Raw genomic sequence first — 25683 nt, 5'->3', positions numbered from 1 at the left:
CATGAAATCAGAACGGCTCATCGTCCTCCGGTTCCTGGCCGCCCTTACGCTTTCGCTCCCGTGATTTGATCTTGGCCTGGGCCGCCAAGCTACTGTGTTGCAGGCGATAGGACTCGTTACCGGTTTCGACGATGTGGCAGTGGTGGGTCAGCCGATCCAGCAGGGCGGTGGTCATCTTGGCGTCGCCGAACACGCTCGACCATTCGGCGAAGCTCAGGTTGGTGGTGATCACCACGCTGGTGTGTTCGTACAGCTTGGACAGCAGGTGAAACAGCAACGCACCGCCAGCCTGGCTGAACGGCAGATAACCCAGTTCGTCGAGGATGACCAGATCCATGCGCAGCAGTGCCTGGGCGATCCGCCCGGCTTTGCCGTCGTGTTTTTCGCGCTCCAGCAGATTGACCAGATCGACCGTGGAGTAGAAGCGCACGCGCTTACCGTGCCGGGTGATGCCGGACACGGCCAGCGCGGTGGCTAGGTGGGTTTTACCGGTGCCTGGCCCACCGATCAGCACCACGTTCTGCGCGGTGTCGGTAAAGGCCAGGCTGGCCAGCTCGCTGATCAGGCGTGCGTCGGCGCTAGAGGCGTTGAAATCGAAGCTGGCCAGATCGCGGTGCATCGGCAGCTTGGCCATGTTCATCTGGTGGCTCACCGAGCGCATGGCGCGATCTGTGTGCTCTTGTTCCAGCAGGTGTTCGAGCAGCCACTTGGACGAGGCTGTGTTCGACTCACCCTGTGCAGTTAACTCCGCCCAGGCCGTGGCCATGCCGTGCAGGCGCAGCTCCTTGAGTTCCGCCATCAAATCACGCATGACCGACCTCCTCGGCCTGGCCACGCAGGCGGTCGTAGCGCGCCGTGTTAGCGACGGGGGCTTCCTTGAGCGACAAGTGGGTTTCGACGCTGGGTGGTGGTTCGGTCGCGGCCAGGCGCGCCACGACATTGAGGATGTGTTCGGCGCTCAGGCTGCCGCTTTCCAGTACCAGCTCAACAGCCACCAGCACCGCATCGAGCCCGGCGACCGGTACGGCAGCCAGAACTTGCGCCATGATCCGGTCACCGCCGGCATGACGCCCCAGACCGTGCTTAAGCTGACGCAGCGGCGCCGGCAGATCAGCAAAGGGCGCGCCGTTGCGCAGCGCACCGGGCTTGCGTTCGATCAGCGGGAGGTAGTGCTGCCAGTCATAGCTGACCTGGTCGCGATCCAGCAAGCGGACATGGCTGGCGATCAGCGCGTCGTCAGCCACCACCTCGATTCGCGTCGGATACAAACGGCTGCTGACCCACTTACCCGCGTACTCACACGGCACCGAGTAGCGGTTGCGCCCGACGCTGACCAGGCAGGTGCTGGAGACCCGCGCAGGCCGCTCGACGTAACCGTCGAATGGCGCTGGCACAGGCATCAGTTCAGCGCGCTCCAACTCCAGCACTTCGGCTACACTCAGCCCGCTGTATTGAGGGTGCGTCAGCTCGTTCCAAAGCGCGCGGCAGCGCTGGCCCAGCCAGGCATTGAGTTCCTCGAAGGAGTGAAACTGGCAGTCCTGGGCGTCTAGCCAGATACGCCTGCGGCTGTCTTGCACGTTCTTTTCAACGATGCCCTTTTCCCAACCAGCGGCGACGTTGCAGAAGTCCGGATCGAACAGGTAATGCGCGCACATCACCGCAAAGCGCGCATTCACCGCCCGGCCTTTGCCCTTATTGACCTTGTCGACGGCGGTCTTCATGTTGTCGTAGATGCCCCGGCGCGGCACGCCGCCCAAGGCGCCGAACGAGCGTGTATGGGCGTCAAATAACATCTCATGGCCCTGGCTCGGATACGCCACAAGCCAGAACGCACGGCTGGCACACAGCTTCAGATGTGCCACCTGCATACGCCGGTAAATGCCGCCGACCAGCAAGCCTTCCTCGCTCCAGTCAAACTGAAACGCCTCGCCAAGAGCAAAGGTCAGCGGCACAAAGGCCTGCGACGCCTTGCCCTGTCCCCCTCGCCAGGCACGGATAAACGCGGTGAGCTGGCTGTAGCCACCGTCATAACCTTCGGCTTTGATTTGCGCCAACAGCGCCTTGGCACTGCGCCGCTGTTGCTTGGGCCGCAGCGAATCGGCTTTTAGCGCCTGCTCCAGCGTGGCGTGAAAAGGGCTGAGTTTGTTGAAGATCGCGCGGCGTTGGTAGACCGGCGGCTTGGCCTCAGGTGCTCTGACCCACTTGCGAATCGTGTTGCGCGCCAGCCCGGTGCGCTTCGCTATCTCATGCAGCGACAGCTTGTCGCGGAAATACATCCGCCGAATTTTGCCCATCATTTCCATACTGATCACCCTGTGTTCTCCTGCTCAATAATTGAGCAGAAGCAGTTGAACACCTGGGTCAGTTTTCAGTCGGCAGAACAGCCTCTACTGGGTCAGTTTTCGGTCAGCGGCAACAGGTCCAAGATCAAGATTAATCCAGATGCCTATGCGCTAGCGCTTTAGAACGCGGTCTTCACTTGCAGGCCCAGCATCAGTGCATGGTCGATTCCCAGCCCGGAAAGCGCCCCCAGCTTGATGATGTATCGGGGCAAAGGGGCAGCCAGGAGCTGGTCTGGTAGCCGTAACGCAACGCTGTTGATGCTGGTCGCCAGGGCGTTGCCGGCAAGCCGGCTCCTACAGGTCAGTGGGTGCTTTCAGTGGTTCGCACCTGAATAACACGCTTTGGCTGGCACGCAGTTGCTCGACACAATTGAACGGCTGCAAGCCCTGGATGCCTCGCTTGAGGTCACGTACCCGACGGGCGATGTAAAAGCTGCGGTCAACGGGCAAGGTAGCCAAGTCCTCGACCCGGCGTGCCTGCCCCTGCGTATAGAACTCCCCCGAGTACGAGCGCCGGCCCCAGTAAAAGAGGGTTCCGGGACGCTCTGCCTGCAACTGCTGCCAGGCCCTGGCGAGATCACGTTGGTTATTCGGCCGGTCAAAGGCGCGGCCGTCGATGGCAGCGATCAGCAGCCATACCGGCAGCAGCAGCGCGAGGATCAACCCAATGATGGTTTTGCCGGTTTGCCAGGGCACAGCCTTGAGTGCGCCAGCCAGCAGCAGGCTCCAGGCCGGCAGCGATGGCAGCACGTAAGTCCACAGGATATTGCTGGAGAACGTGAAAAATACCGGCGTAGCCAGGGCCCACAGGGCGATAAAACCATAGTAGCGACCCGACAGGGCCGAGCGGCGCAGGGCGAAGTACACCGCTGGCAACAGCAGCGTCCAGGGAAAAAGCGCGAGCATCAGGTCCATCCAGATGGCGCCCGTGGGCCGGGCATGGGCGCTGCCGTACAAGTCTCCGGCCCATTTGCTGACCACATAACGCTTCCAGTGCTCGCCGATCAGGAAGTAATCGAGAAACCCCGGCGTGCGCTGTTCAGCAATCACGTACCAAGGCACGGCAATCACCAGCATCAACGCAAGGCCCAGCAGCCAGGGCAAGTGCAAAAAGGCACGCCATTGTCGGTAGTAAAGCGTCCAGATCACAGCTGGAGCCCCCACCAGCACCAGCACCAACGGCCCCTTTGCCAGCAACCCGAGGCCCAGGCCGGCAAATCCTGCCAGTGCCCAACGGCGGTCGCCCCGTGTCATGCCGCACCAGAAGCCATAGCTGGCCAGCAGTACCGAGAAACTCAATGCCGGGTCGGTCAACACCACACCTGCTGACAACAGGCCGAGGGTTGAGCTGGAAAAGATAATTGCCGCCAATACCGCCGTTTTTTCATCGGCCTGCTCACGGGCAAACCGGATGATGATCAGGCAACTGGCGACATGCAGCAGCCACGCCGGAAAGCGAATGGCGAATTCATTGATACCCAGCAACTTCATGCCCAGCGCCTGGGTCCAGAACGACAGTGGCGGCTTGCCCCAAAAAGGTACGTCCAGCTCGAACAGCGGGGTTACCCAGTTGCCGAGTACCAGCATCTTGCGGGCCATTTCCGCGTAGCGGGCTTCCGAGGTGTCCATCAGCGGGTACAGCCCCAGGCTTGCCAGGCGCAGGGCCAAAATGGCGATCAATACCAGCCATAGCGTACGGGTCGTTATCATCAGTGGTTTTCTTGTTCACGAGGGTGTATCGGGCAGGGGTGCTCCGGCCGTTCAGGGGCTTCGCCGAGCAGGTTGTCGAGTAGATAGATGGGACGCTGCCTGACTTCGCTCAACGTAGCCCCGAGGTATTCGCCGATCATTGCTATGCCCACGGTAATGAACGCAGCAATGCCCATGATCACGTGATGGGCATTGGCGGTGTTTACGCTCATCTGCTGGATGATGAACACCATGGTGGCGATGAAAATCATCAGGCTGAGCAGGCTGAACCAGCGCAACGGCTTGCGCGACAACGCCAATACGCCTTCGATACCGAGGTCGATCAGTGCCAGCGGCCCCCATTTGCCGAGGCCGGCGCTGCGCGGCTCACGGTCATAGGGCAACTCGATGGTATTGAACCCCAGCCAACTGATCAGGCCCTTCATGAAACGCGTCCGTTCCGGCATACCGCGCAGCGCTGCCAGGGGCGCCGGGCCAATCAGGCGGAAGTCGCTGACGTCTGCGGGAACATCAAACTTGTCGGCCAAAAAGTTCATCAGTTTGTAATAGAGGTGGGCACTGATACGTTTGCTTGCGGTATCAGACAGGCGACTGCGGCGCTGCATATTGACGATATCGCTACCGGTCAACCAATGATGAACCATGAGTGGAATAAGTTCGGGCGGGTCTTGCAAGTCGGCATCAATAAATAACAACGCATCCCCGACCGCATAATCAATACCGGCGACCATGGCGGCTTCCTTGCCAAAGTTACGGCTCAGGTTCAAACAACGAACGCCAGGCGCCTGGCAATAACCATCCAGTAGCGCCAGTGTTTCATCGCGGCTGCCGTCGTTGACATACACTACTTCGTAGCGAATGCTGAGTGTCTTAAGTACAGCCATTAGCCGCTTATGAAAAAAAGGCAGTACCTTGGCTTCGTTATAACAACAGACAATCACACTGAGCATCGGACGTGGGGAGCGCTCAGCTCTTGATCGATTCATGGCGAAAGCTCCAGTACTGGTTGATTTGGTAAGTGATCAACGTCAGGGCACAGGTGGTGATCACCTGCATCAGCCATAGGCGCTGGGGCCAGTGCTCCAGCAGGAACGCCATCAGGGCCAGGTTTGTAACGTTGTAGACCAAGGCCGTGATGCTGAAGCGCAGCCATTGATAAGTGTCGGATGGGCGAGCCTTTGTAAACGTCCAGCGCTTGTTGCCCTGATAACTAACAACAGTCCCGACTATTGCTCCCAGTAACGTCGCAATGAGTGCGGGCAGAACCAGAGACAATAACAAAAGTGTTATGTAATGAGCGCCAGTGGCAAATATTCCAACGATCAGATAGTAAGGCAAGGTTATAGAGGGTGGCGATATCATTGAGAGAACTGCATGTGTTCAAGAGGCTGTATGGTGTTGACTATAACTACTCATGGGAGCCGGCGTGTGAAAAAAATGTTTAAGAGCGTCGATATTACCAAAATGTAATTTTGGTGTTGGGTGGTTGTTAGGGAAGGTCTGAAGTAACCCTGTATTTCCGGTCGACTTCAGCCCTCGCTGCTTTTGAAAGCGGGCCGTCGATCAAAATCGACCAGGTAACCCGCTCAGTTCTCCGTTTTTGGCCGCCGCGAGCACCTCGCAGCAGCCATTTTCCGCATTACAGGTGCACCTTTCCTGCGGTAGTCAGCAAATGTCGGCGCGCCATCCATAGGTTCGACAGCGCGAACAGCGTCACCAGCTGAGCGGTGTTCTTGGCCAGGCCACGGAAGCGCACCTTCACGTAACCGAACTGGCGCTTGATCACTCGAAACGGGTGCTCGACCTTCGCTCGCACTTGTGACTTGGCCTTCTCGATCTTGCGCTTGGCTTTGTACAGGGCGCTGCGTTTATCGAGCTTCTTGTAGGTGCTGCGGCGTGCTGCGACCTGCCAGATCACTTCGCGGCCAGCATGTTCGGGGCGCTTTTCGACGCCGGTGTAGCCGGCATCGGCGCAGACGACGTTCTCGTCACCGTGCAGCAGTTTGTCGACCTGGGTGATATCCGCCACGTTGGCTGCCGTGCCTACCACGCTGTGTACCAGCCCCGACTCATCATCTACGCCGATGTGCGCCTTCATGCCAAAGTAATACTGGTTCCCTTTCTTGCTCTGGTGCATTTCCGGGTCGCGCTTGCCGTCCTGGTTCTTGGTCGAGCTGGGCGCGTGGATCAGTGTGGCATCGACGATAGTGCCCTGGCGCAGCGACAGGCCGCGATCCCCCAGGTAGCCATTGATTACGCCGAGGATGCCGGCTGCCAGTTCATGTTTCTCCAGCAAGCGACGGAAGTTGAGGATGGTGGTTTCGTCGGGAATGCGCTCCAGGCTCAACCCGGCGAACTGGCGCAGGATGGTCGTCTCGTACAGCGCTTCCTCCATTGCCGGATCACTGTAGCCAAGGCCTGTCGATCCAGCAGGGAGGTCAGCAGCACTTCGCTTTCACCGCTGGCTAGCTCGACCCGGATCAGGCGCAATTCGACCCGGCCCGCGGGATCGACGCCGGCCTCGGTACAGAACAGGCGCGCCTCGGGATGACTGGCAGAGAAGAACTGCGTGTCTTCTGTCTGCCCCGAGCGGAGAAACTGTTTGACCTGCGCGTTGTAGCCACACGGCAGGCGCATCAGGAAATGTCGCCGGTGCTGCTCGAACAGCGCAAACAGCCAGTGTCCGGGGTAGCCGCGATCAAACAACGTCAGGCTGTCAGCGGGCAGATGCGCGAGGTGCAGATGGGCGCAATCGCGCTCGCCGACTGCGGATGGCACGATCAGGCTGTGTAGCGTCTGGCCGTCGGCGACGTCGTAGAGCATGGACAGACGGGCAACGGGAAACTCGCTATGGCAGCCGAAAAAGCGCGTCATGACCGACTCCAGCGGTAAATGGACGGTCGAGCCGTCCACGGCGAGTACCCGTAACCCGCGCCACGTCTGGCGCAGCCCGAGGCTGTCGAGCTGTTGCTGAAGGGTTTGGTTGAGGCTCTCGAAGACCTCGGGCTTGAGCTTGCCGCGCGCCTTGCTGAAGGCCTGCGCGGTGACCACCTGGGTCTCGGCCGAGGCCTGGTTGAGCACGCGATAGAACTGATCGAGCTCGGTTTGCAGGGCGGTGCGTGGCTGATTGAGCAAAAACAGGACGAGGTTCTTGAAGGTCAGTTGGCGTCGGCGGGTAAAGTCGTGAGGGCGCTGGCGGTGGGTATCGATGAAGTCGGGACAATCGAGCTGGCTGGTTATTTTTTGTACAATTTTCAAGCCAGGGTTTGCTGGGCGGTGTCAAACGGTGTGGAATGAGGGGCCAAAAGGGGGCGGTTGCAGGAGCTGAGTGCAACACGGTTATTGAATTGAAGCCGGAGCATCATGCCGCATTGCCATGGCATTTTGCATGACCTCTCCCATCACCTCGATGGGGCATTTGAAGTCGAAGCGCTTGCGCGGTCGCATGTTCAGTTGCAGCGCAATGGCGTCCAGCTCCTCCTGGCTGTGTACCGACAGGTCTGTGCCTTTGGGCAGGTACTGGCGGATCAGGCCATTGATGTTTTCGTTGCTGCCGCGCTGCCAGGGGCTGTGCGGGTCGCAGAAGTAGATCGCCACGCCGGTTCTTTGGGTGATCTCGGCGTGTCGCGCCATCTCCCGGCCCTGGTCGTAAGTCATGCTCTTGCGCATATCCAGCGGCATGCTATTGAGCGCGGCGCTGAAGCCTTCCAGCGCCGAAGTCGCCGTCGCGTCGTTCATCTTCACCAACATCAGGTAGCCACTGGTGCGTTCCACCAGCGTACCGACGGACGAGGCGTTGGCCTTACCCTTGATGAGGTCGCCTTCCCAATGCCCCGGCATCAGCCTGTCTTCAATCTCCGGCGGGCGCACATGAATACTGACCATCTCGGGGATCTGGCCGCGCCGATCCACGCCACCAGAGCGCGGCCGGCGCGTCGTCTTGCCTTGGCGCAGACAGATGATCAGCTCCTTACGCAGCTCACCCACTGGCAGGGCATAGATCGCGTTGTAGATCGTCTCGCGACAGACGTAGGCATCTCGCAGGTTGGGTATGTTCATGCTGCGCAGCTTGCCGGCAATCTGCTCGGGAGACAAACGCTCACGCAGCATATGGGTCACCAGTTCGAAGCGCTCGCTACCCGGCAACAGTTTTCGCGTCGGTCGACAAACCTGGCGGCGGGCCTGCATTTGCTGCTGGGCCAGGCGGGCCGAGTAGCCACCGCAAGCACCTCGGTTACGGCGCAGCTCACGGCTGATGGTCGAAGGGGATCGGTTGATCAAGCAGGCAATCCTGCGCAGGCTGAAGCCTTGGGTAAGACCGATTTGAATGGTGGCGCGCTCTTCAACGCTGAGTTCGGTATAAGACATAGGGGCAGCACCGTACCGGAAAGGTCAGGTGTTGCACTCAGTTTTTGCCGCCGCCACATGTAATAAAGTTACCCAACGCCGTATCAGCCCCAAACAATTAGATACAACTCCGCAATACAGAGCATCTCCAAGGCCCGCATTCATGGGGCTTTCAGAGCATCCTGCGGCACCCGGCCGCATCATTACCGCTTGACCCTGTAGTCGCCACAGCCTTTACCATCCACTAACTTTCCGCCCAAATGAACTTATCTTTAATCTGGCGAACAAAATAAAAGCGCCCCTCACCAGGTAACTAAAATGCGAATTTTAGTCGTCGAAGACGAAATCAAAACTGCCGAATATCTGTATCAAGGACTGAAGGAAAGCGGATACGTCGTCGACAACGCCGCCACAGGTCGAGATGGGCTACATCTCGCCAAACAATTCGATTACGACCTGATCATGCTTGATGTAAATCTCCCCGAAGTTGACGGCTGGGGGGTGCTAGAGAAAATCCGCCACAGCAACAGTGATACGAAAATCATGATGCTCTCAGCTCGCGGACGCTTGGCAGATAAAGTTAAGGGGCTAGATTTAGGTGCCGACGACTACCTCGTGAAGCCTTTTGAATTTCCTGAATTGCTTGCACGCACCAGGACTTTGCTCAGGCGGGGTAACCGAGTAGCCATTTCTGACAGCCTCAAAGTTGCCGATCTAGAGCTCGATGCAAGCCGCCATCGCGCCTACCGCGGCGCAACGAAGATCAGTCTGACCTCAAAAGAGTTTGCTCTGCTGCATCTGCTGATGAGGCACTCTGGAGAAGTGCTTTCCCGCACTCAAATTATTTCTTTGGTGTGGGATATGAACTTTGACTGCGACACCAATGTAGTCGAAGTATCAATACGGAGACTTCGAGCCAAAATTGATGACCCGTTCGAGAGAAAGTTGATCCACACCCTCCGGGGTGTTGGATACACCCTCGAAGAGCGCGAGTAGATCATATGGAATGGCTTAGCCAGTGGCTAGGCCATTCCATTTACGCTCACCGGTTGTTCCAGCACTGACCCTGAACGAGGTAGCGGATGGTGTATAGCTCACCCATAGAGTCCTCATAGGTCATGAGCTTGCTCACATTCCCACAGTGGTTAACGGTTGGCGTCATGTAAACAACCTTAGCCACATCAAGCTTCATTCCATATGTGTAGTCAACTGGCTTTGGAACAGCCTTCCCAGTGCGCTCTGCGTAACGTTCCGCAGCGAGGAGGCTACTTTGCTCAATATCCTGTTTGACTTTATCTGGCAGACCAACAGAGTACGCGTGCGCGCTCTGAAACATTAGCAGCACTGCAGCAGCTGTCAGATACTTTATGACTTTCATGGCTATTCCTCATAAGAGTTTACGCTATCTTATCGCCCCATCACTTACACCGAGATGGCGCAACAATTACGTTTATGAAACTTATGAACAATAAAAAAGGCGCTCATCTCTGAGCGCCTAGGATTCACCTCTTCCAAAGGAGCACTAGGCTTCAAAGGTGAATTACTAAAGACCCTGGGACTCCGCCAAGAGACAACCAAGGCCTTGTAGATGGAGAAATTTCGCAGTTGCAGCCCTAACTTATACGACAGCAACTAACGAGAAGATGGTTGGAAGATTACAATTTTGAAAAGGTTGCGCCTGCGCGAACAGGCGCTCCCTGGGGTGGGTTAGAGCACGCTCAGCGGGTACTCAACAATCAGACGAAACTCATCCAGGTCCGACTCAAACTGAGTAGCACGTGTATTGGCCTGCCGAATACGGAAAGACATATCCTTGAGCGAGCCCGTTTGCACCACGTACTTAGCTTCGATATCACGCTCCCAACGCTTCTGATCGGTCAGCGGGTTGCCTGCATCGTCGCGACGCATGTAGACATCGTTAGCATTGGAGTAGTCAGCATCCGTGCCTTTGCCATAACGCGCCATGAACGATAGGCCGGGGACACCATAAGCCTGCATATCCAGGTCGTAGCGCACCATCCAAGAGCGTTCTTTTGGCGAGTTAAAGTCGGTGTACTGAATGGAGTTGTCCAGGAAGATAGAGTCCGACTGACGGAGGTAGTCGAAGTCGTCATCACCATTGTTACGCTGGTGCGACAGGGTGACCGTGTGCGCTCCGAATTGCACGCCGAGTTTGGCACTCCAGATGTTGTTGTTCAGCTCGCCTAGCAGCTGCTTACCTTCATCTTGGACGTTGTAGTAGTTAAACCCTGCGATCAGAGCAAGGTCATCGCTGAGCGGCTGGGTCAGGGAGGTACCGAAATAGTACTGGTCCCAAGCATCCTTCAATCGAGCGCTGTAGGCGCTGACTGAGATGTTGTCGTTGATGCTGTAATCACCGCCAAAGTAGCCGACCCAAGGCGAGTCGACGGGCCCAGCATAGAAGGTGACGAAGTTGTCACGCATGTTGCTCGACACCGGCTGGCTCATGGAGTGCAAACGGCCACCTTGCAGAGTCAGCCCCTCTACGCTGCCATTCTCCACGGTAACGCCCCGGAAGGACTCAGGAAGAAGACGCGAATCGCCATAGTGAACAACTGGGGTAGTTGGAAAGACGTCACCGACTTTCACAACAGTGTCAAAAGCCTGCGCCTTCAGTGCACCGCCAACCTTGGTGTACTCATCTCGAGCCTCGCCCTCACTGTTCACAGGCAGGATGTCGAACGAGCTTCGACCGCCATTGCGACCGTCGCCGGTGTCCAACTTCAGGCCGATCATTGCAAAGGCATCGACACCCACGCCGACAGTGCCCTTAGTGAATCCTGACTCGAAGTTAGCCATGATCCCGTGAGCCAGCGTCTCGGAATAGCCTGCACCGCCGGGAGCGTCAGCACCGTTCCGGTCATCGCGATTAAAATAAAAGGTGCGATTTAAGATGTTGAAGCTGCTTCCTTCGATAAAGCCTTCCTTCTGCTCTTCAGCAAAGGCAACAGGACTCATCCCGCAAATCGCGGAGAAGACAGCAAGCGAAAGCTTAGCTTTGGCGTTCATGATAGCTCCATTGGTTCTGGCAGTTCTTGTCGATAGAGCGGTCTAATTTAGTTATATGTATAACGTCCGCGGCCCTATCCTTACTGCCTGAAGCTAACTGCAAGATGATTGAAGAATTACAATTTTGAAAGAATTGATATCCCCCTTATGAAGATCACAATAGGTTGTTACAGTTAGAGAGCCCTTCAGTGGCGCCTAGCTTTCAACGACGCCATCCTCTCTTGTTCCGGTAGACTGGTACGCAAGCTCTGCTCAATCCGCCTTCGCTCACGCACCGGAACAACCCTCACATCCCCCTTTGCGACAACTGAACCAACGCCAGATACCGGCCCAGCATCACTTGCTGGGCTGCTCATCAACACCATCAACATCAGTAAATTTTCCATTCATGACCTTCGGGATCAGCATTCTGCCGCCCTAACATTATTGGGCACAAAGTGAAAATTTCATGATCAGCAGCCACACCCAAATGGCTTTGTGTCACTCCAGGCAGAATCTATCTCTTCATATCACGCACCTTACGCTCAAATTACAAATTTGTAGGCTTTCACCGCCACATGAAGAGGCAGGTTAGAATGATGAACACTTGAAATTAACTGCCGAAAATAACAAATAACACCATCGGCACTTAATAGCTCTACGAAATCAAATTTATTAGGTAGCCGCCGCCAAATGCGAGTACTAGTTGTTGAAGACGAGACAAAAACTGCCGAGTATCTACAACAAGGTCTTTCAGAAAGCGGGTACGTTGTCGATAGAGCAAGCAATGGTGTCGATGCCTTGCACCTTTTCAACCACAATACCTACGGGCTAATCATTCTGGATGTAAACTTGCCCAGTATTGATGGGTGGGGAGTCTTGGAATCAATTCGCAAGACCAGTCGTGTACGAATCATGATGTTGACTGGCCGAGGGAGACTTGCTGACAAGATAAAAGGCCTCGATGCCGGTGCTGACGACTACCTCGTGAAGCCATTCGAGTTTCCAGAACTCCTAGCTCGTGTTCGCTCACTTCTCCGCCGCGGCGATGAGCTCATCGAAAGCAATACTCTGCACGTAGCTGACTTGGAGCTCGACCCAGGCCGGCACCGTGCGTACCGTGGAAAACACCGCATTGACCTCACAACCAAAGAGTTTGCTCTTCTACACTTACTCATGAGCAGAAGCGGAGAAGTATTGACACGCTCTCAAATAATCTCCCTTGTGTGGGTCATGAACTTTGACTGCGACACCAATGTCATCGATGTATCAATCAGGCGTCTTCGCGCAAAAATTGATGACCCTTTCGACTCAAAGCTCATACATACCCTTCGCGGCGTTGGATATGTGCTCGAGGATCGCTCATGAGCAGAAACAGCCTGGCCACTCATCTGGGCCTTAAGGTTGGCCTCATGAGCCTCGCCCTGGTGGCGGTGTTCTCAGCCTTTGGTTACTTCATGCTGTCCCAAGGGCTCGATCGCATAGCTAAAGCCGCGCTTGAGTCAAAAATGAGCAGCTTCTCTCATAGCCTTGCTGCCTCTTCTGATGCCCAGGACGTGACGGCACGCTCACATGCATTGATAGAGCTCGCAATGGGGCACTCCAACCTCTACGTCTATATCGTTCGCCCTGATCACCTTTACTCGCCGTTACTGACTATTGGTCCACAGCCTATGCAGTTTCAGCCGGGTATTGCTCCGTCAACTCCAGAGCTGGCTCTTCAAGAGTGGCAAGACGGGCCCAATCGCTTGATGCTCACCGGGGCTCAGACCGTTCAGCTCAAGGATGGAACATCACTCACGGCCTACCTGACAGTAGACCGCACCTCTGACCAAGAACTTCTTAATGCGTTATTGAAATGGGGCTTAGCAGCATTCCCACTCATTTTGATGGTGATCCTTGTAGTGGTCTACTGATCCCGGACACCAATTTAGGGCGAGAATGCTCGCCATAGAGAGGTGTCTGATGACCAAGCAACGTCGTTCCTTTACGCCCGAGTTCAAACGAGAGGCCGCCTGCCTGGTACTCGACCAAGGCTACAGCCATATCGAAGCCGCCCGTTCGCTTGGGCTGGTTGAGTCGGCCCTGCGCCGATGGGTAAACCAGCTCCAAGAGGAGCGCCTGGGCGTGACCCCGAAGAGCAAAGCACTGACGCCCGAACAGCAGAAAATCCAGGAGCTGGAAGCCAGGATCGACCGGCTGGAACGGGAGAAAGCGATTCTAAAAAAGGCTACCGCTCTCTTGATGTCGGACGAATTCAATCGTACGCGCTGATAGACCAGTTGAGTGAGCGGGAGTCGGTGGAAGTGGTCTGTTCAGCCTTCGACGTGGTGCGGTCTTGCTACTACGCCCACCGGCTTCGTCGTCGCTGTGTTGATACGCGTCGCATGGCACTGCGCAGCAAGGTCAATCAGCTGTTTAACCAGAGTCGAGGCTCAGCTGGCAGCCGCAGCATTCTGGGTATGCTGCGTGAGGATGGCGTATCCATTGGCCGCTTTCGTGTGCGTCGGTTGATGCGTGAGTTGGGCTTGGTCAGCAAGCAGCCGGGCTCACACGCTTACAAGCAGGCTACGGTTGAGCGGCCAGATATTCCGAACCGGCTGAACCGCGAGTTCACCACCGAGCGCCCCAACCAGGTGTGGTGCGGCGACATCACCTACATATGGGCGCAAGGTCGTTGGCATTACCTGGCGGCGGTGCTTGACCTGCATACAAGGCGAGTGATCGGCTGGGCACTTTCCGCCAAGCCGGATGCAGAGCTGGTCATCAAGGCGCTAGACATGGCCTACGAGCAGCGAGGCAAGCCGCAGCAGGTGCTGTTTCATTCCGATCAGGGCAGCCAATACGCCAGCCGCTTGTTTCGGCAGCGGCTGTGGCGATATCGAATGGACCAGAGTATGAGCCGTCGAGGTAACTGCTGGGACAACTCGCCGATGGAGCGGTTGTTCCGCAGTTTGAAATCGGAGTGGATTCCACCAACCGGTTACCTGACAGCTCAGGAGGCCCAGCGGGACATCAGTCATTACCTGATGCACCGCTACAACTGGATCAGGCCGCATCAATTCAACGATGGGCTACCGCCTGCGGTGGCCGAAGAAAAACTTAACCCACTGTCCGGGATGGGTTGACCACTACACATCGGAGCTGCATCAGCTCGCCGTTGGCATCAATTTCATGCTCCATCGATTGGACAATGGAGTGCAACAGCTCTCCCAATTCTCTGACGATCTGGCCCATGAACTGCGATCGCCTATCGCTAACCTCATGGGCAAGGCCCAAGTTGCACTCTCGCGCGGCAGAACCTCCGAAGAGTACAGAGAGGTGCTGGAGTGCTGTACGGAGGAGCTGGATCGGGTCACCCGCATTGTTTCAGACATGCTCTTCTTAGCGCAGGTAAGCCATCCAGCTGCGCTAGTGCATTTCGAAACGGTCTGCCTGCAGGATGAGCTAGAGCGGGTGAAGGATCTCTTTCTACTGACGGCTGAGGAGAAAGACGTCCAAATCACAGTCAGCGGGCAGGGGGCAGTTAGAGGTAACCGCCTGATGATTCAACGCGCCATCTCCAACCTTCTATCCAACGCTATTCGCTATTGCCCCGCCGGGAGCACCGTCGCAATGCGCGTTGAGCCGCTCCCCTCTGGCTTCCGGTTAAGCGTGGGGAATCCAGGCTTGGGTATTGCACCTGAGCATCTACCGCATCTTTTTGAGCGATTCTATCGAGTAGATAAGAGCAGAGCTCGAAGCGAAGGGGGAACAGGCCTAGGGCTCGCAATAGTGCGCTCAATCATGAGCCTACATCACGGCACTGCTGCTGTAAGCGTTGAAGAGAATGGATTTACTCAGTTCTATCTGGATTTCCAGCAGGAAAAGCCCCTTAAAAGTTTGCCTTAAACTTTGCACTCATGCGAACACCCTTATGAAGAAAGCCACACTGGCACTTCCAATTTTGCTTGCACTCGCGGCGGATCAATACAAAGCACCGCCCAGTTCACACTGGTGCATTCATGACATGCACATATCAATCTTCAACATATTCACCACTGGATAATCGATCCAACCTTACGAATTAGTAATTCTGCTGCGATCTTGCTGACAGGTTTGACTGGGTATTCTCAATGCATCGAGATACTCCCGTCCAACTTGCCCCAAACTCCAAACGTTGGTTCTTTCCATCGTTGGGGGCCATGCTTATAGGCCACCACGCATGATCGAAAAGCAAACTATTAGCCGCGAACTTGCCATGGCGTTTTCAACCACGGCTCGCTGCGCCTGCTTCAGGCAGGCCGCTAGATCTTTAAATGTCCACACCACCGCTCTTAGAAAGCAGATAAAGCAGCTAGACAATGAAGTTGGTGAGCCGCTGTTCTATTTACAGGATAGGTCACTGAGACTAACTCTAGCCGGTGAGTCTCTGTTTCAAGAGCTAGCTCGAAAGTTTGGAGATCTGCGCCCCTCCACACCTCAGATTAGCGAGCCACTACGAATCGCGGCTCCAGAATCATTAATGCATGACGTTCTAGCCCGAAACCTTATTGCCTTCATTCGGCGAAATGGTGCTCTGCGGGTTGAGCTATCTCCGCTCGATGGCCCCAACATAGAACAGGCTGACGTAATGATTTGGCTAGCAGAACAGGGCAGTCGGCGCCCCGACCCTGGATTTGCTATGACTAAGCCCCACTTACTAGGAACTATAAACTACTACCCTCACATTGCTACAAGATACTCATCGGACACCCGCCATCCATCCGACATAAGCGCTCTTGATGACTACATGCTAGTGCAGCAACAAATTAACTATCCTGTAGATGCCTTTACACCATGGAACAACCTGGTCGATCAGCGTAAAAACTCCGTTACGCTCGCGCATAAAAATGAGCTAGTTAGGGAGCTCATCAAAAATTCATCCTGCATCGGCTTACTACCCGAATACGTATCCAATCTGGATAAAAAGCTGCACCCATTGAAGAATATCTTCGACAAGAAAATGCAAAGATCAGCCTGGATAGCTACAACGCCAATATCGTCAAAGAGGGACGAGGTACAAAGCGCTGTAAAACTTGTTCTCAACGCCTTTTCAGAACGCCATGAATGGTTTGAATGAGCGTGTAGCCATCCGACCTAGCATCAATAAAAATGACATACTCCTGAAATATTTAGAGCTGCACCAACTGTCATGGCAACCTCAGCAATTACTAGGGCTGCAGCCATTTCACGACTACATGAAACATAAATGTCATTAAAATAAACAAAAACAGCAATGCGGCACTTAGAACCTCCTCCACGCCAACCAAAACCAAGCGTTATTGAGGAGAAATTCATGTTCAATTCAATCCCAAATTTCAAGATCCTGAATCGAATTACAGTGGGGCTTCTGCTTAGCAGCACTGCTGCCATTGCAACTGCTGGAACCGTCACCACCGACGGTGCAGACCTTGTGATCAAGACCAAGGGCGGCCTAGAGGTCGCTACCACTGACAAGGAATTCAGTTTCAAGCTGGGCGGCCGACTCCAAGCCGATTACGGCATGTTCGATGGCTACTACACCCGTAATGGAAACTCGGCAGATGGCGCATACATCCGCCGAGCATTTCTTGAGTTAGGCGGCACGGCTTACAAAGACTGGAAATATCAAATCAACTACGACATGTCCCGTAACACGGGCAACGACAGCTCCGGTTATTTCGACGAAGCAAGCGTGACCTACACAGGCTTCAGCCCGGTTAATCTGCGATTTGGTCGTTTCTATACCGATTTCGGCCTGGAGAAAGCCACAAGCTCGAAATGGACTACCGCGCTCGAACGCAACCTTTCTTACGACACAGCTGAGTGGATCAACGATAACTCGGGCATGGGCATTCAGGCCTCCTCCGTCGTGGGCAACATGACTTATCTCTCTGGTAGCCTGTTCAGCGAGAACAACAACGACACCGACGGTGATAGTGTTAAACGCTACAACGTCCGTGGTGTATTTGCGCCTCTCAACCAGCCAGGTAACGTGCTGCACGTTGGCGTGCAATACGCATATCGAGATCTGCAGGACGCAGCTGTCGACACCCGCATCCGCTCCCGAATGGGTATTCGCGGGGTAGATACCAACGGCGGCAATAGCGCTGGTAGTAACGGTACACGATCGCTCTTTGGTGGTGCTTCTGCCACAGAAGGTCTGTGGGAAGACGATTCTGTTTGGGGCGTAGAGGGCGCTTGGGCAAAAGATGCCTTCTCCGTCCAAGGTGAATACCTACGCCGCACCATCAAGGCTGATGAAGCGGCCGAAGATATCAACGTCGATGGTTACTACGCTCAAGTCGCATATACCCTCACGGGTGAACCGCGCATTTACAAGCTGGATGGTGCGAAATTCGATTCTATTAAACCGGCCAATAAGCAGATTGGTGCCTGGGAGATCTTCTATCGCTACGACTCTTTCACTGTCGAAGATGACAACTTCACCGTTAGTACTGCTGTGCGCCAGGTAGGCGACACGGAAGGCAAGTCCCACACTGTAGGCGTCAACTGGTATGCAAATGAAGCAGTGAAGGTCAGCGCAAACTACGTTAAAGCAAGCACCGACAACATCAACAACGAAGCAGGTGATGATAGCGGTGACGGAGTGGTAATGCGGATACAGTACGTTTTCTAAATACGTTCTCAGCAAAGGGCGCTACGGCGCCCTTTGCTGCTTTAACCACAGCTTGAGCCTAAGAAGGCAGACCTATTAGCTGATACAGGCTATAGTCTTGGATTCCTTTGTGTATTGAGCTTTAATGGAGGTCTACTCTATAACCACGCCTCAAACACAGAGAACCGACATGTCGATCATCGCAGAATTCAAAGCCCTTGAAGCTAAAATTGCCGAGCAGCAAAAACGCCTCGAAGCCCTCAAAGGTGATGAAAAACTCAAGAAGGAAATCGAGTTTGAAGCCAAGCTCCGCGCACTCCTGGGCGAGTATGGGTACTCCCTGCGTAACATCGTTAACCTGCTAGATCCAAATGCCAGCAAAAGTACTGTTGCGCCAGTCAAAGGGGCTCGCCGCGAGCGCACCTTGAAGCGCTACAAGAATCCGAATAACGGTGAAGTGATTGAAACCAAGGGTGGCAATCACAAAGTGCTGAAGGCCTGGAAAGAGCAATACGGTGCTGAAAAGGTAGAAAGCTGGCTTCAATAAGCTAGTTGCTGCATGCACAAGGGGCCGCGAAAGCGGCCCCTTTTGTTTCCAGCAAGGACGACGACTGAGGATGCTTATTCCGGTTATGCGTGAGAGAGCGGCCTACTCGAATAATCGGCTCACTGGCCAGGCCGTGACATTCTCATGAGTCGTAAGGCTGCTGGCGCAACGGATCTATGAGCCTGCACTGCCCAACCCGTTCCCACACTGCAAGCAATTAGACGTTGCAGTTCTTTTCTTGGCGATGGCGGTTGTTGAGCTGACACTGCACTCGCCGGTGGCCACAGGCTGCTCATCACTTTCATGCGTTAACACCCACCAAGGCAAATAAGGAAATCACATGAATCGCCTCCCTATCACACGCAGCTGGAGTCTGCTGCTACTAGCATGGCTAGTCGCTCTGATGTCGAGCCTCTCCGCGTTATTCATTGGCGAGGTAATGGGTCAAGTCCCGTGCGTGCTGTGCTGGTTCCAACGTGCCTGCATGTTCCCATTGGCCGTGATTTTGGCTATCGCCTGTTACCGCTCAGACTTCGCAATTTGGCGTTATGCCTTGCCACTGGCCATTATCGGCGGAGCGTTGGCCTTGGCCCATACGCTGCTCTATGCGGGACTTATTCCCCAGCCGATTCAACCGTGCACAGCTACTGGTCCGTCTTGCTCGGGAGCCAACATGACCATCTTCGGCGGCGTACCGCTGCCTGTTCTGGCCCTATTCGCGTTCACGCTGATCAGCACCCTACTCATCCTCATCCGCCGGAGAACTCTCTAATGAACCGCCGCCCCCTAGTCCTGATCATCAGCGTGGTGATTCTGGCTGTCTTCGGTGTTGCTGCTTATCTGTATTCACCATCGACCCCACCCAAATCACTGCAGACCGAAACGGGACCAGCACAATCCGCACCTGCCGGCTCAGCGAACAGCAGTAACTTGGTTCGGTTCCACTCGCCAGTGTTCGGTCCCGCACAAGCGCCGGTGACCATCGTTGAGTTCTTTGATCCGTCGTGTGAGGCATGCCGGGCTTTTTACCCGCATGTTAAGACGATCCTCGCCGAGAATCCCAACGACGTGCGCCTGGTGCTGCGCTATGTGTTGTTCCATCAGGGATCCGAAGAGGTTGCACGCCTATTGGAAGCGTCGCGCAAGCAGAACCTGTTCACACAGGTACTGGAGGCCGTTCTTGAAGCACAACCTGGCTGGCATGACGATCCAAAAGCCCAAGAGGCCTGGGTTGTCGCCGAGCGGATCGGCCTTGATGTCGAGAAAGCCCGCGCCGACATGTACACACCCGCTGTCGACGCCGTGCTGAAGATGGACATGCAGGACGTAAAAGCCGTGGGCATCCAAGGCACTCCGACCTTCTTCGTTAATGGCCGGCCGTTGGACAATTTTGGTCTCGAGCCACTTCGCCAATTGGTCAGCAGTGAAGTAGCAAAGGTAAGGAACTGACATCATGGGCGCGCTAGAGAATCGTATCCCGCCACCTCTGGTCGCGACCCTGATCGGCGTGCTGATGTGGGTGAGTGCTCGCTATCTACCAGGTTTCGAGCTTGCATTCAGCTGGCGCCTAACCCTCACTTTGCCCGTCCTACTGCTAGGCGCCAGCGTGTGCCTTGCTGGCGTCTTGTCATTCCATCGCGCTCGCACCACCGTCAATCCACTGCGCCCAGAGAAGGCCTCCACTCTGGTCGACAGCGGCATCTACCGATACACCCGTAACCCCATGTATTTGGGGTTTGCCACTATGTTAATGGCATGGGCTCTGGCGCTTGCCTCACCTCTAGCAATGTTCGGCCTGGTCGCCTTCGTGCTGTATATGAATCGCTTCCAAATTGCTCCCGAGGAGCGAGCGCTGGCCATTTTGTTCGGCGACGAGTTCTCCCACTACTGCTCGCGAGTGCGACGCTGGCTCTGAGGAAAGCACCGGAAACAGAAGGCGACATGTCGCCAACAGGCGCCTTAGCTACTGGTGCAGGCATCTGCTGTAGGGTTGAGGAGCAGCATACTCAGTTGCTGTGGTGGCTTATGTACGAGCCCTGATGGGGACTCACAAACCCGCTGGATGAAGTTGTCTGTGAACAGTAGCTTGCCGTGCACAAAGTATTCGTTCGGCCGCAGGTTGGGATTGTTGATCTTCGTCCCTAGTCGTGCGGCCAACCACTTGCCCGCCTCGTAGTGGCTAATCCATCGTTCGCGGGAAAAATCTGCCAGTGCGCCCCCCGGAGCATCGCGAGCGACCACGATCACCGGTACATCGCTGACTTCCGGCACCAGATCGTTGTGCCCCCAGTAGCCGTCCTCACCCAAGCGCTGACCATGGTCACCCGTGATGATCAGGTAGCGTTCTCCCTCCAAGCGATCGAAGTCAGCAAGAATCTCCGCCAGCATGTCATCGAGGTAGCGGATCGAGTTGTCATAGGCATTACTCTGGCCCTCAGGCCCTTGATCCGGCCAGGGCGAAGGTGTCGACTCATGGCGATAGTTCTGTGCATACGGTACACGTAGCCACTGGTAAGGTGGTTCTTCTGAGCAGTAAGCCGGCTTCCTAGCAGCGCTGGGGTGTGCCTCACCTCACTGTCCAGAGCTGATCTAACCGTGTGGTATAGCTTGGGCCGAGCATTTCCCGACACATCCCCAGTCAGGAGTCACCGGCACCCCGCCCAGGCGGAGCGTGCCTCGACCCCACTTGGAATTGATCCGATCCATCACCTGCATGACCTTCTCAGAGGCGACGGGCTGTACGGCGGCGATCACGATGTCACGAGAGCGACCGAGCAGATTGTCTCCATGCGCGACAAGGCTGACGCAATCCTAGTGGCGGAAACCGTCAAGAAGATTGAACAACTGGGCGCCACGGCGGCAGGCCGTGGCGAAGCGAAGCGCAGCCCGGCTGTCCGCCTGCAAGGTAGATATGTGCTACTCGACCAGATGCAACGTGGGCCCGCCCCACTGATGCACAAGGGCAAATAGCAGTACCAACCTAGGGCCTTTGCAAGTGCTCCTTTGCCCAGTCAGCGGCGCTCAATGAGCGCCGCTCTTTCCACCTTCAGACCGACAAACAGAGAGCCCTGACAAACGGGAAATCGTGGGCTAACGCGCGAAGTGCGGGCGGTCACTTGCTCGCTTGCAGCGAAACGATCAGCGGACAGCTCACTGTCCCTTGGCTCGCGCAACAGTCATCAACCAGCTGCGCCAAGACCGACTCGATCCGCTGAAGATCCGCGAGTTTCTCACGCACATCCTCAAGCTTCTGCTCGGCGAGCACACGCGCTTCGTCGCAGTGCGCGCCGTCGTCCAGTCGCAACAGTCCGGCCACTTCATCAAGGCTAAAGCCCAGCCGTTGCGCGGACTTCACGAATCTCACCCGTGCGACATCCGCCTCGCCATAGCGGCGAATGCTGCCGTAGGGCTTGTCCGGTTCGGGTAACAGCCCCTTGCGTTGATAGAACCGAATGGTTTCCACGTTAACCCCGGCTGCCTTGGCAAAGGCGCCGATGGTCAGGCTTTCCACCGCGTTGTGCATGCCGCTTGACCCCGTACCTAACTACGGAAATAACCTTAACCCATCGATCAACCACTCGGAAGGATGAACGTATGTCTGAATCGCGAAATGGGCGCGGTGCACTCCTCACTGGAGGTCTGGCGGCAATCCTCGCGTCCACGTGCTGCCTGGGGCCGCTGGTGCTGATCGCCTTGGGCTTCAGCGGTGCCTGGATCGGCAGCCTCACCGTTCTGGAACCTTACCGCCCGTTCTTCATTGGCGCGGCACTGGTTGCGCTGTTCTTCGCTTACCGGCGCATTTTCCGCCCGGCTCAAGTCTGCATACCCGGTGAGGTCTGCGCTGATCCCCAGGTAAGCACCATCTACAAGCTCGTTTTTTGGGTCGTGACGGCCTTGGTGCTGGTCGCGCTCGCTTTCCCCTACATCCTCCCCTTGTTCTACTAATCAGGAGTTGGTCATGAAAAAGCTGCTTGCCGCTCTCGCCCTCATTGCCGTGGTTTCCCCAGTGTGGGCCGCCTCCCAAATCATCACCCTGTCGGTGCCGGGCATGACCTGCGCCGCTTGCCCAATCACGGTGAAGAAAGCGCTGACCAAGGTCGAGGGCGTGACCAAGGCCGAGGTGAGTTATGAGAAGCGCGAAGCCATCGTCACCTTCGACGATGCCAAGACCAGTGCGCAGGCGCTGACCAAGGCGACAGAGGACGCCGGCTACCCGTCCAGCGTCAAGCAATAGGCGGGCATTCCGATGGCAAATTCTTTCAATCTGTTCACACGGATCGGTGACAAAGCCGGTTCCGTCGGCGTGCTGGTTTCCGCCATAGGTTGCGCCTCGTGCTTTCCCGCCCTTGCCAGCCTGGGCGCCACGATCGGACTGGGCTTTTTGAGCCAATGGGAAGGCCTGTTCATCACCACGCTGTTGCCGTTGTTTGCCGGCGTGGCTCTGCTCGTCAATGCCCTCGGCTGGTTCAGTCACCGGCAGTGGCGACGCGCTGCGCCTGGCCTGATCGGCCCGGCCCTGGTGCTGGTAGCGGTGTTTTTGATGCTGGCTCACGGCTGGCGGAGCGGCTGGCTGCTCTATATCGGCCTGGCCGTCATGTTTGGGGTGTCCATCTGGGACTTCGTGTCGCCCGCGCACCGCCGTTGCTCCCCGGCGTCCTGTCCGACGCCGCCAAACCAGTGAACCTGACAAGAGACGATTCAATGAGTAACGTTATGACCGAACTGAAAATCATTGGCATGACCTGCGCATCCTGTGTCGTGCATGTGAAAGAGGCCTTGGAGAAGATTCCGGGCGTGCATCGGGCGGATGTTTCCTACGCCAGTGGGAGGGCCGAATTGAAGGTCGACGAGGCCGTAAGCCGTGAACAAATGCAGGCCGCCGTCGAGGCCCTGGGGTATCGAGCGGCGTTCGAAGACATCACGCTACCTACCCGTCCCGGCCTGCTCGATAAGGCACGGGGCTGGCTGAGCGGTGGCACTGACGCCGGGAAAGAGGGTGACAGGCTTCACGTGGCGGTTATCGGCAGTGGTGGCGCCGCCATGGCGGCCGCGCTCAAGGCGGTAGAAAGGGGGGCCCGCGTCACCCTGATCGAGCGCGGCATCATCGGCGGCACCTGCGTCAACGTCGGCTGCGTGCCCTCCAAGATCATGATTCGCGCCGCGCACGTGGCCCATCTGCGCCGCGAAAGTCCGTTTGATGGCGGACTGCCCGCCACGCCGCCGCTTGTCTTGCGCGAACGGTTGCTCGCCCAGCAACAGGGTCGTGTCGACGAACTGCGCCACGCCAAGTACGAAGGCATTCTGGAAAGCACCCCAGCCATCACCGTGCTGCGTGGCTCCGCCCGCTTCCAGGACAGCCACACGCTCAGTGTGGAACTGGTCGAGGGGGGCGAGCGCATCGTGACCTTCGACCGCTGCCTGATTGCCACCGGCGCCAGTGCGGCCGTGCCGCCGATTCCCGGACTGCAAGATACCCCCTTTTGGAACTCGGAAAAGGCGCTGGCAAGCAGCAGTATTCCGCAACGGCTCGCCGTGATCGGCTCATCCGTGGTGGCCTTGGAGCTGGCGCAAGCCTTTGCCCGGCTGGGTAGCCGCGTCACCATCCTGGCGCGCAACTCGCTGTTCTTCCGTGAAGATCCGGCCATCGGCGCAGCGCTGACGGCGGCCTTCCGCCTGGAGGGCATCGAAGTGCTGGAACAGACGCAAGCCAGCCAGGTGGCCCATGCCAACGGCGAGTTCGTGCTGACCACCAAGCACGGTGAAGTGCGGGTCGACCAACTGCTCGTCGCCACCGGACGCACGCCCAACACCCACGGCCTGAACCTGGAAGCGGCCGGCGTGCAGCTGGATGAACGCGGTGCCATCCAGATCGACCAGGGCATGCGCAGCAGCAAAGCGGATATTTATGCGGCCGGCGACTGCACCAACCAGCCGCAGTTCGTCTATGTCGCGGCGGCGGCCGGCAATCGCGCGGCGATCAACATGACCGGCGGCGAGGCAATGCTCAATCTCGACACCATGCCGGCCGTGGTGTTCACCGATCCGCAGGTGGCCACCGTCGGCTTCAGCGAAGCGGAAGCGCACCAAGCCGGCCTCGAAACCGACAGCCGCACCTTGACCCTGGACAACGTGCCGCGCGCTCTGGCGAACTTTGACACACGGGGGTTCATCAAGCTGGTCGCCGAAACGGGCTCGGGCCGACTGCTGGGCGTGCAGGCAGTGACCCCGGAAGCGGGCGAGCTGATTCAGACGGCCGCCCTCGCCATCCGCGCCCGGATGACGGTGCAGGAACTAGCCGACCAATTGTTCCCCTACCTGACCATGGTCGAGGGCCTGAAGCTCGCGGCGCAAACCTTCAGTAAGGACGTGAAGCAATTGTCCTGCTGCGCCGGGTAAAGAATGCGAGGTGCAAACATGAACATTAAGACTAATGAACTCGGCAGGGGTGACAGCCTGCGCCAGACATGGCAGGTGATCAGCTTCTGGGGGCTGCCTGCCGTTGTCGCGACGCTAACCATTCTTCTGGCAGATCGACACCCCACGCTATTCCTGGCCGCAAGCGCCGCGCTGGCGGTGATGGGTGGCGCCTGCCTGGTCAATGCCGCACGCTGCCGCCGACTTCACTGCTACCTCACGGCGCCGTACTTCCTGTTGCTCGCGCTCGGCGGGCTGCTGGCTTATGGCTTCGACCCGCATGGCGAGCAGTTCTCCAGACTGTGGCTATTGCTGGCACTGGGGGCGGCACCCTTGCTCATCTGGCTGCCCGAGCGCCTGGCCGGCCGAAAGTACCTTGGCGCTCCAGGGTGCGGAGAAGGCCGGGAGTGTCGGTGATGTAGGCCCTCTCAGCAGCCCTGATTGGCCGGGAACGCTTCGGTCTCCGTAATAGTGCTGCGAGCCAAGGACGTTATGCGAGGACTCCGTGTGCTTTTCGGTTTCGCCTGCTCTTCCGAACAACCGAACGACTCCAGCCGACAACAGATGTGCACGCTCATGAAGTTCATTCAAAGTTTTTTGGGGCCTCGCGGCCCCAGGGACACGACATTCGAGGCGGGCAGCTAGTTGGCCGCATGGGGGTGGGTCGGACTGAAAAGCCCTGATTTAGGCTGCGA

The 25683-nt window shown here is 56.8% G+C and carries 25 protein-coding genes and 5 pseudogenes; 16 read left to right on the top strand and 14 right to left on the bottom strand.

What is annotated here, in order from left to right; translation table 11 throughout:
- Window positions 1-7: 7 nt before the first annotated feature.
- The 8 genes and pseudogenes from istB to ACOAPY_RS18060 all read right to left on the bottom strand — a co-directional run bounded on the left by istB (window position 8) and on the right by ACOAPY_RS18060 (window position 8420).
- The gene (gene istB, locus ACOAPY_RS18095; RefSeq protein WP_011911830.1) at window positions 8-811 is read right to left on the bottom strand and encodes an IS21-like element ISPst3 family helper ATPase IstB; all 804 of its coding nucleotides are present in this window, start codon (window positions 809-811) and stop codon (window positions 8-10) included.
- Window positions 804-2303, bottom strand: coding sequence for an IS21-like element ISPst3 family transposase (gene istA / locus ACOAPY_RS18090; protein ID WP_121355838.1), 1500 nt, complete (start codon window positions 2301-2303; stop codon window positions 804-806). Before istA ends, istB begins: the two co-directional genes overlap by 8 nt.
- Window positions 2304-2636: 333 nt before the next feature.
- Window positions 2637-4052 (bottom strand): ArnT family glycosyltransferase, encoded by a 1416-nt coding sequence (locus tag ACOAPY_RS18085; RefSeq protein WP_066698126.1) that lies wholly within the window; start codon window positions 4050-4052, stop codon window positions 2637-2639.
- Window positions 4052-5002 carry a glycosyltransferase family 2 protein gene (locus ACOAPY_RS18080; protein ID WP_465156853.1) on the bottom strand — a complete coding sequence of 317 codons (951 nt, stop codon included), beginning with the start codon at window positions 5000-5002 and terminating at the stop codon, window positions 4052-4054. The genes ACOAPY_RS18085 and ACOAPY_RS18080 overlap by 1 nt, the downstream gene beginning before the upstream one ends.
- Window positions 5003-5018: 16 nt before the next feature.
- Window positions 5019-5414: a GtrA family protein gene (locus ACOAPY_RS18075; protein WP_465154216.1), complete on the bottom strand. Its 396-nt coding sequence runs from the start codon at window positions 5412-5414 to the stop codon at window positions 5019-5021.
- A 277-nt stretch (window positions 5415-5691) separates the two neighbouring features.
- A pseudogene (locus ACOAPY_RS18070) lies at window positions 5692-6465 on the bottom strand (IS5-like element ISPa16 family transposase); the annotation flags it as partial.
- Window positions 6466-6467: 2 nt separating this feature from the next.
- Window positions 6468-7310, bottom strand: a pseudogene (locus ACOAPY_RS18065) (IS4-like element ISPa45 family transposase); the annotation flags it as partial.
- Window positions 7311-7391: 81 nt separating this feature from the next.
- Entirely contained in the window at window positions 7392-8420 is a 1029-nt protein-coding gene (locus ACOAPY_RS18060) for an IS30-like element ISPsp7 family transposase (RefSeq protein ID WP_125886713.1), read from the bottom strand.
- Window positions 8421-8717: 297 nt separating this feature from the next.
- Between ACOAPY_RS18060 and ACOAPY_RS18055 the strand changes: the two genes are divergently transcribed.
- Window positions 8718-9395 (top strand): heavy metal response regulator transcription factor, encoded by a 678-nt coding sequence (locus tag ACOAPY_RS18055; protein WP_279902993.1) that lies wholly within the window; start codon window positions 8718-8720, stop codon window positions 9393-9395.
- 46 nt (window positions 9396-9441) lie between these two features.
- Here ACOAPY_RS18055 and ACOAPY_RS18050 read toward each other — a convergent pair whose 3' ends face one another.
- Together ACOAPY_RS18050 and ACOAPY_RS18045 are read right to left on the bottom strand one after the other, a co-directional pair.
- Entirely contained in the window at window positions 9442-9777 is a 336-nt protein-coding gene (locus tag ACOAPY_RS18050) for a DUF2790 domain-containing protein (RefSeq protein ID WP_279902992.1), read from the bottom strand.
- 329 nt (window positions 9778-10106) lie between these two features.
- The gene (locus tag ACOAPY_RS18045; RefSeq protein ID WP_279902991.1) at window positions 10107-11429 is read right to left on the bottom strand and encodes an OprD family porin; all 1323 of its coding nucleotides are present in this window, start codon (window positions 11427-11429) and stop codon (window positions 10107-10109) included.
- A 672-nt stretch (window positions 11430-12101) separates the two neighbouring features.
- Between ACOAPY_RS18045 and ACOAPY_RS18040 the strand changes: the two genes are divergently transcribed.
- From ACOAPY_RS18040 to ACOAPY_RS18020, 5 genes and pseudogenes are all read left to right on the top strand, one after another.
- Window positions 12102-12776: a heavy metal response regulator transcription factor gene (locus ACOAPY_RS18040; protein WP_465154215.1), complete on the top strand. Its 675-nt coding sequence runs from the start codon at window positions 12102-12104 to the stop codon at window positions 12774-12776.
- A 44-nt stretch (window positions 12777-12820) separates the two neighbouring features.
- The gene (locus ACOAPY_RS18035) at window positions 12821-13324 is read left to right on the top strand and encodes a hypothetical protein (RefSeq protein WP_465154214.1); all 504 of its coding nucleotides are present in this window, start codon (window positions 12821-12823) and stop codon (window positions 13322-13324) included.
- Between the two features lie 49 nt (window positions 13325-13373).
- Window positions 13374-14536, top strand: a protein-coding gene (locus tag ACOAPY_RS18030; protein WP_465153673.1) for an IS3 family transposase whose coding sequence is annotated in 2 segments (ribosomal slippage) — window positions 13374-13629 and window positions 13629-14536 — 1164 coding nt in all. Because the reading frame shifts where the segments join, the coding sequence is not laid out codon by codon here.
- Window positions 14535-15299: pseudogene (locus ACOAPY_RS18025) on the top strand (heavy metal sensor histidine kinase); the annotation flags it as partial. The gene ACOAPY_RS18030 and the pseudogene ACOAPY_RS18025, both read left to right, overlap by 2 nt.
- A 313-nt stretch (window positions 15300-15612) precedes the next feature.
- Complete coding sequence (locus ACOAPY_RS18020) at window positions 15613-16509, top strand: LysR family transcriptional regulator (RefSeq protein WP_279902988.1); 897 nt, start codon at window positions 15613-15615, stop codon at window positions 16507-16509.
- Between the two features lie 23 nt (window positions 16510-16532).
- On the opposite strand, the gene ACOAPY_RS18015 is transcribed toward ACOAPY_RS18020, so the two are convergent.
- Window positions 16533-16727 carry a hypothetical protein gene (locus ACOAPY_RS18015; protein WP_279902987.1) on the bottom strand — a complete coding sequence of 65 codons (195 nt, stop codon included), beginning with the start codon at window positions 16725-16727 and terminating at the stop codon, window positions 16533-16535.
- Between ACOAPY_RS18015 and ACOAPY_RS18010 the strand changes: the two genes are divergently transcribed.
- The 5 genes from ACOAPY_RS18010 to ACOAPY_RS17990 all read left to right on the top strand — a co-directional run bounded on the left by ACOAPY_RS18010 (window position 16726) and on the right by ACOAPY_RS17990 (window position 20489).
- Window positions 16726-18048 carry an OprO/OprP family phosphate-selective porin gene (locus tag ACOAPY_RS18010; RefSeq protein ID WP_465154213.1) on the top strand — a complete coding sequence of 441 codons (1323 nt, stop codon included), beginning with the start codon at window positions 16726-16728 and terminating at the stop codon, window positions 18046-18048. The two genes, ACOAPY_RS18015 and ACOAPY_RS18010, sit on opposite strands and share 2 nt — an antisense overlap.
- Window positions 18049-18217: 169 nt before the next feature.
- Entirely contained in the window at window positions 18218-18574 is a 357-nt protein-coding gene (locus ACOAPY_RS18005; protein WP_279902986.1) for a histone-like nucleoid-structuring protein, MvaT/MvaU family, read from the top strand.
- Between the two features lie 340 nt (window positions 18575-18914).
- On the top strand, window positions 18915-19346 hold the full coding sequence (locus tag ACOAPY_RS18000; RefSeq protein ID WP_279902984.1) for a disulfide bond formation protein B: 432 nt from the start codon (window positions 18915-18917) through the stop codon (window positions 19344-19346).
- Complete coding sequence (locus ACOAPY_RS17995) at window positions 19346-20023, top strand: DsbA family protein (protein WP_279902983.1); 678 nt, start codon at window positions 19346-19348, stop codon at window positions 20021-20023. Before ACOAPY_RS18000 ends, ACOAPY_RS17995 begins: the two co-directional genes overlap by 1 nt.
- Window positions 20024-20027: 4 nt before the next feature.
- Entirely contained in the window at window positions 20028-20489 is a 462-nt protein-coding gene (locus ACOAPY_RS17990; RefSeq protein WP_279902982.1) for a methyltransferase family protein, read from the top strand.
- A 44-nt stretch (window positions 20490-20533) separates the two neighbouring features.
- Here ACOAPY_RS17990 and ACOAPY_RS17985 read toward each other — a convergent pair.
- From ACOAPY_RS17985 to merR, 3 genes and pseudogenes are all read right to left on the bottom strand, one after another.
- Window positions 20534-21052: pseudogene (locus ACOAPY_RS17985) on the bottom strand (sulfatase-like hydrolase/transferase); the annotation flags it as partial.
- An 88-nt stretch (window positions 21053-21140) separates the two neighbouring features.
- Window positions 21141-21328 (bottom strand): annotated as a pseudogene (locus ACOAPY_RS17980) (DUF4113 domain-containing protein); the annotation flags it as partial.
- Window positions 21329-21686: 358 nt separating this feature from the next.
- Window positions 21687-22097 (bottom strand): Hg(II)-responsive transcriptional regulator, encoded by a 411-nt coding sequence (gene merR, locus ACOAPY_RS17975; protein ID WP_008567182.1) that lies wholly within the window; start codon window positions 22095-22097, stop codon window positions 21687-21689.
- 71 nt (window positions 22098-22168) lie between these two features.
- Between merR and merT the strand changes: the two genes are divergently transcribed.
- The 5 genes from merT to ACOAPY_RS17950 are packed head-to-tail and all read left to right on the top strand — an operon-like array spanning window position 22169 to window position 25405.
- Window positions 22169-22519: a mercuric ion transporter MerT gene (gene merT / locus ACOAPY_RS17970; protein ID WP_008567181.1), complete on the top strand. Its 351-nt coding sequence runs from the start codon at window positions 22169-22171 to the stop codon at window positions 22517-22519.
- 13 nt (window positions 22520-22532) lie between these two features.
- A complete protein-coding gene (gene merP / locus ACOAPY_RS17965) occupies window positions 22533-22808 on the top strand; it encodes a mercury resistance system periplasmic binding protein MerP (protein WP_008567180.1) in 276 nt (91 codons plus the stop codon).
- A gap of 12 nt (window positions 22809-22820) precedes the next feature.
- Window positions 22821-23255 (top strand): organomercurial transporter MerC, encoded by a 435-nt coding sequence (merC, locus tag ACOAPY_RS17960; RefSeq protein WP_008567179.1) that lies wholly within the window; start codon window positions 22821-22823, stop codon window positions 23253-23255.
- 32 nt (window positions 23256-23287) lie between these two features.
- Window positions 23288-24970: a mercury(II) reductase gene (gene merA, locus ACOAPY_RS17955; RefSeq protein ID WP_008567178.1), complete on the top strand. Its 1683-nt coding sequence runs from the start codon at window positions 23288-23290 to the stop codon at window positions 24968-24970.
- An 18-nt stretch (window positions 24971-24988) separates the two neighbouring features.
- A complete protein-coding gene (locus ACOAPY_RS17950) occupies window positions 24989-25405 on the top strand; it encodes a hypothetical protein (RefSeq protein ID WP_008567175.1) in 417 nt (138 codons plus the stop codon).
- Window positions 25406-25683 lie beyond the last annotated feature (278 nt).

Source organism: Pseudomonas stagnisoli, from assembly GCF_048595745.1.
GTDB lineage: Bacteria > Pseudomonadota > Gammaproteobacteria > Pseudomonadales > Pseudomonadaceae > Aquipseudomonas > Aquipseudomonas alcaligenes_A.
Note: the sequence above shows the minus strand (reverse complement) of the source record. Positions and strands in the feature narration are given on the sequence as shown.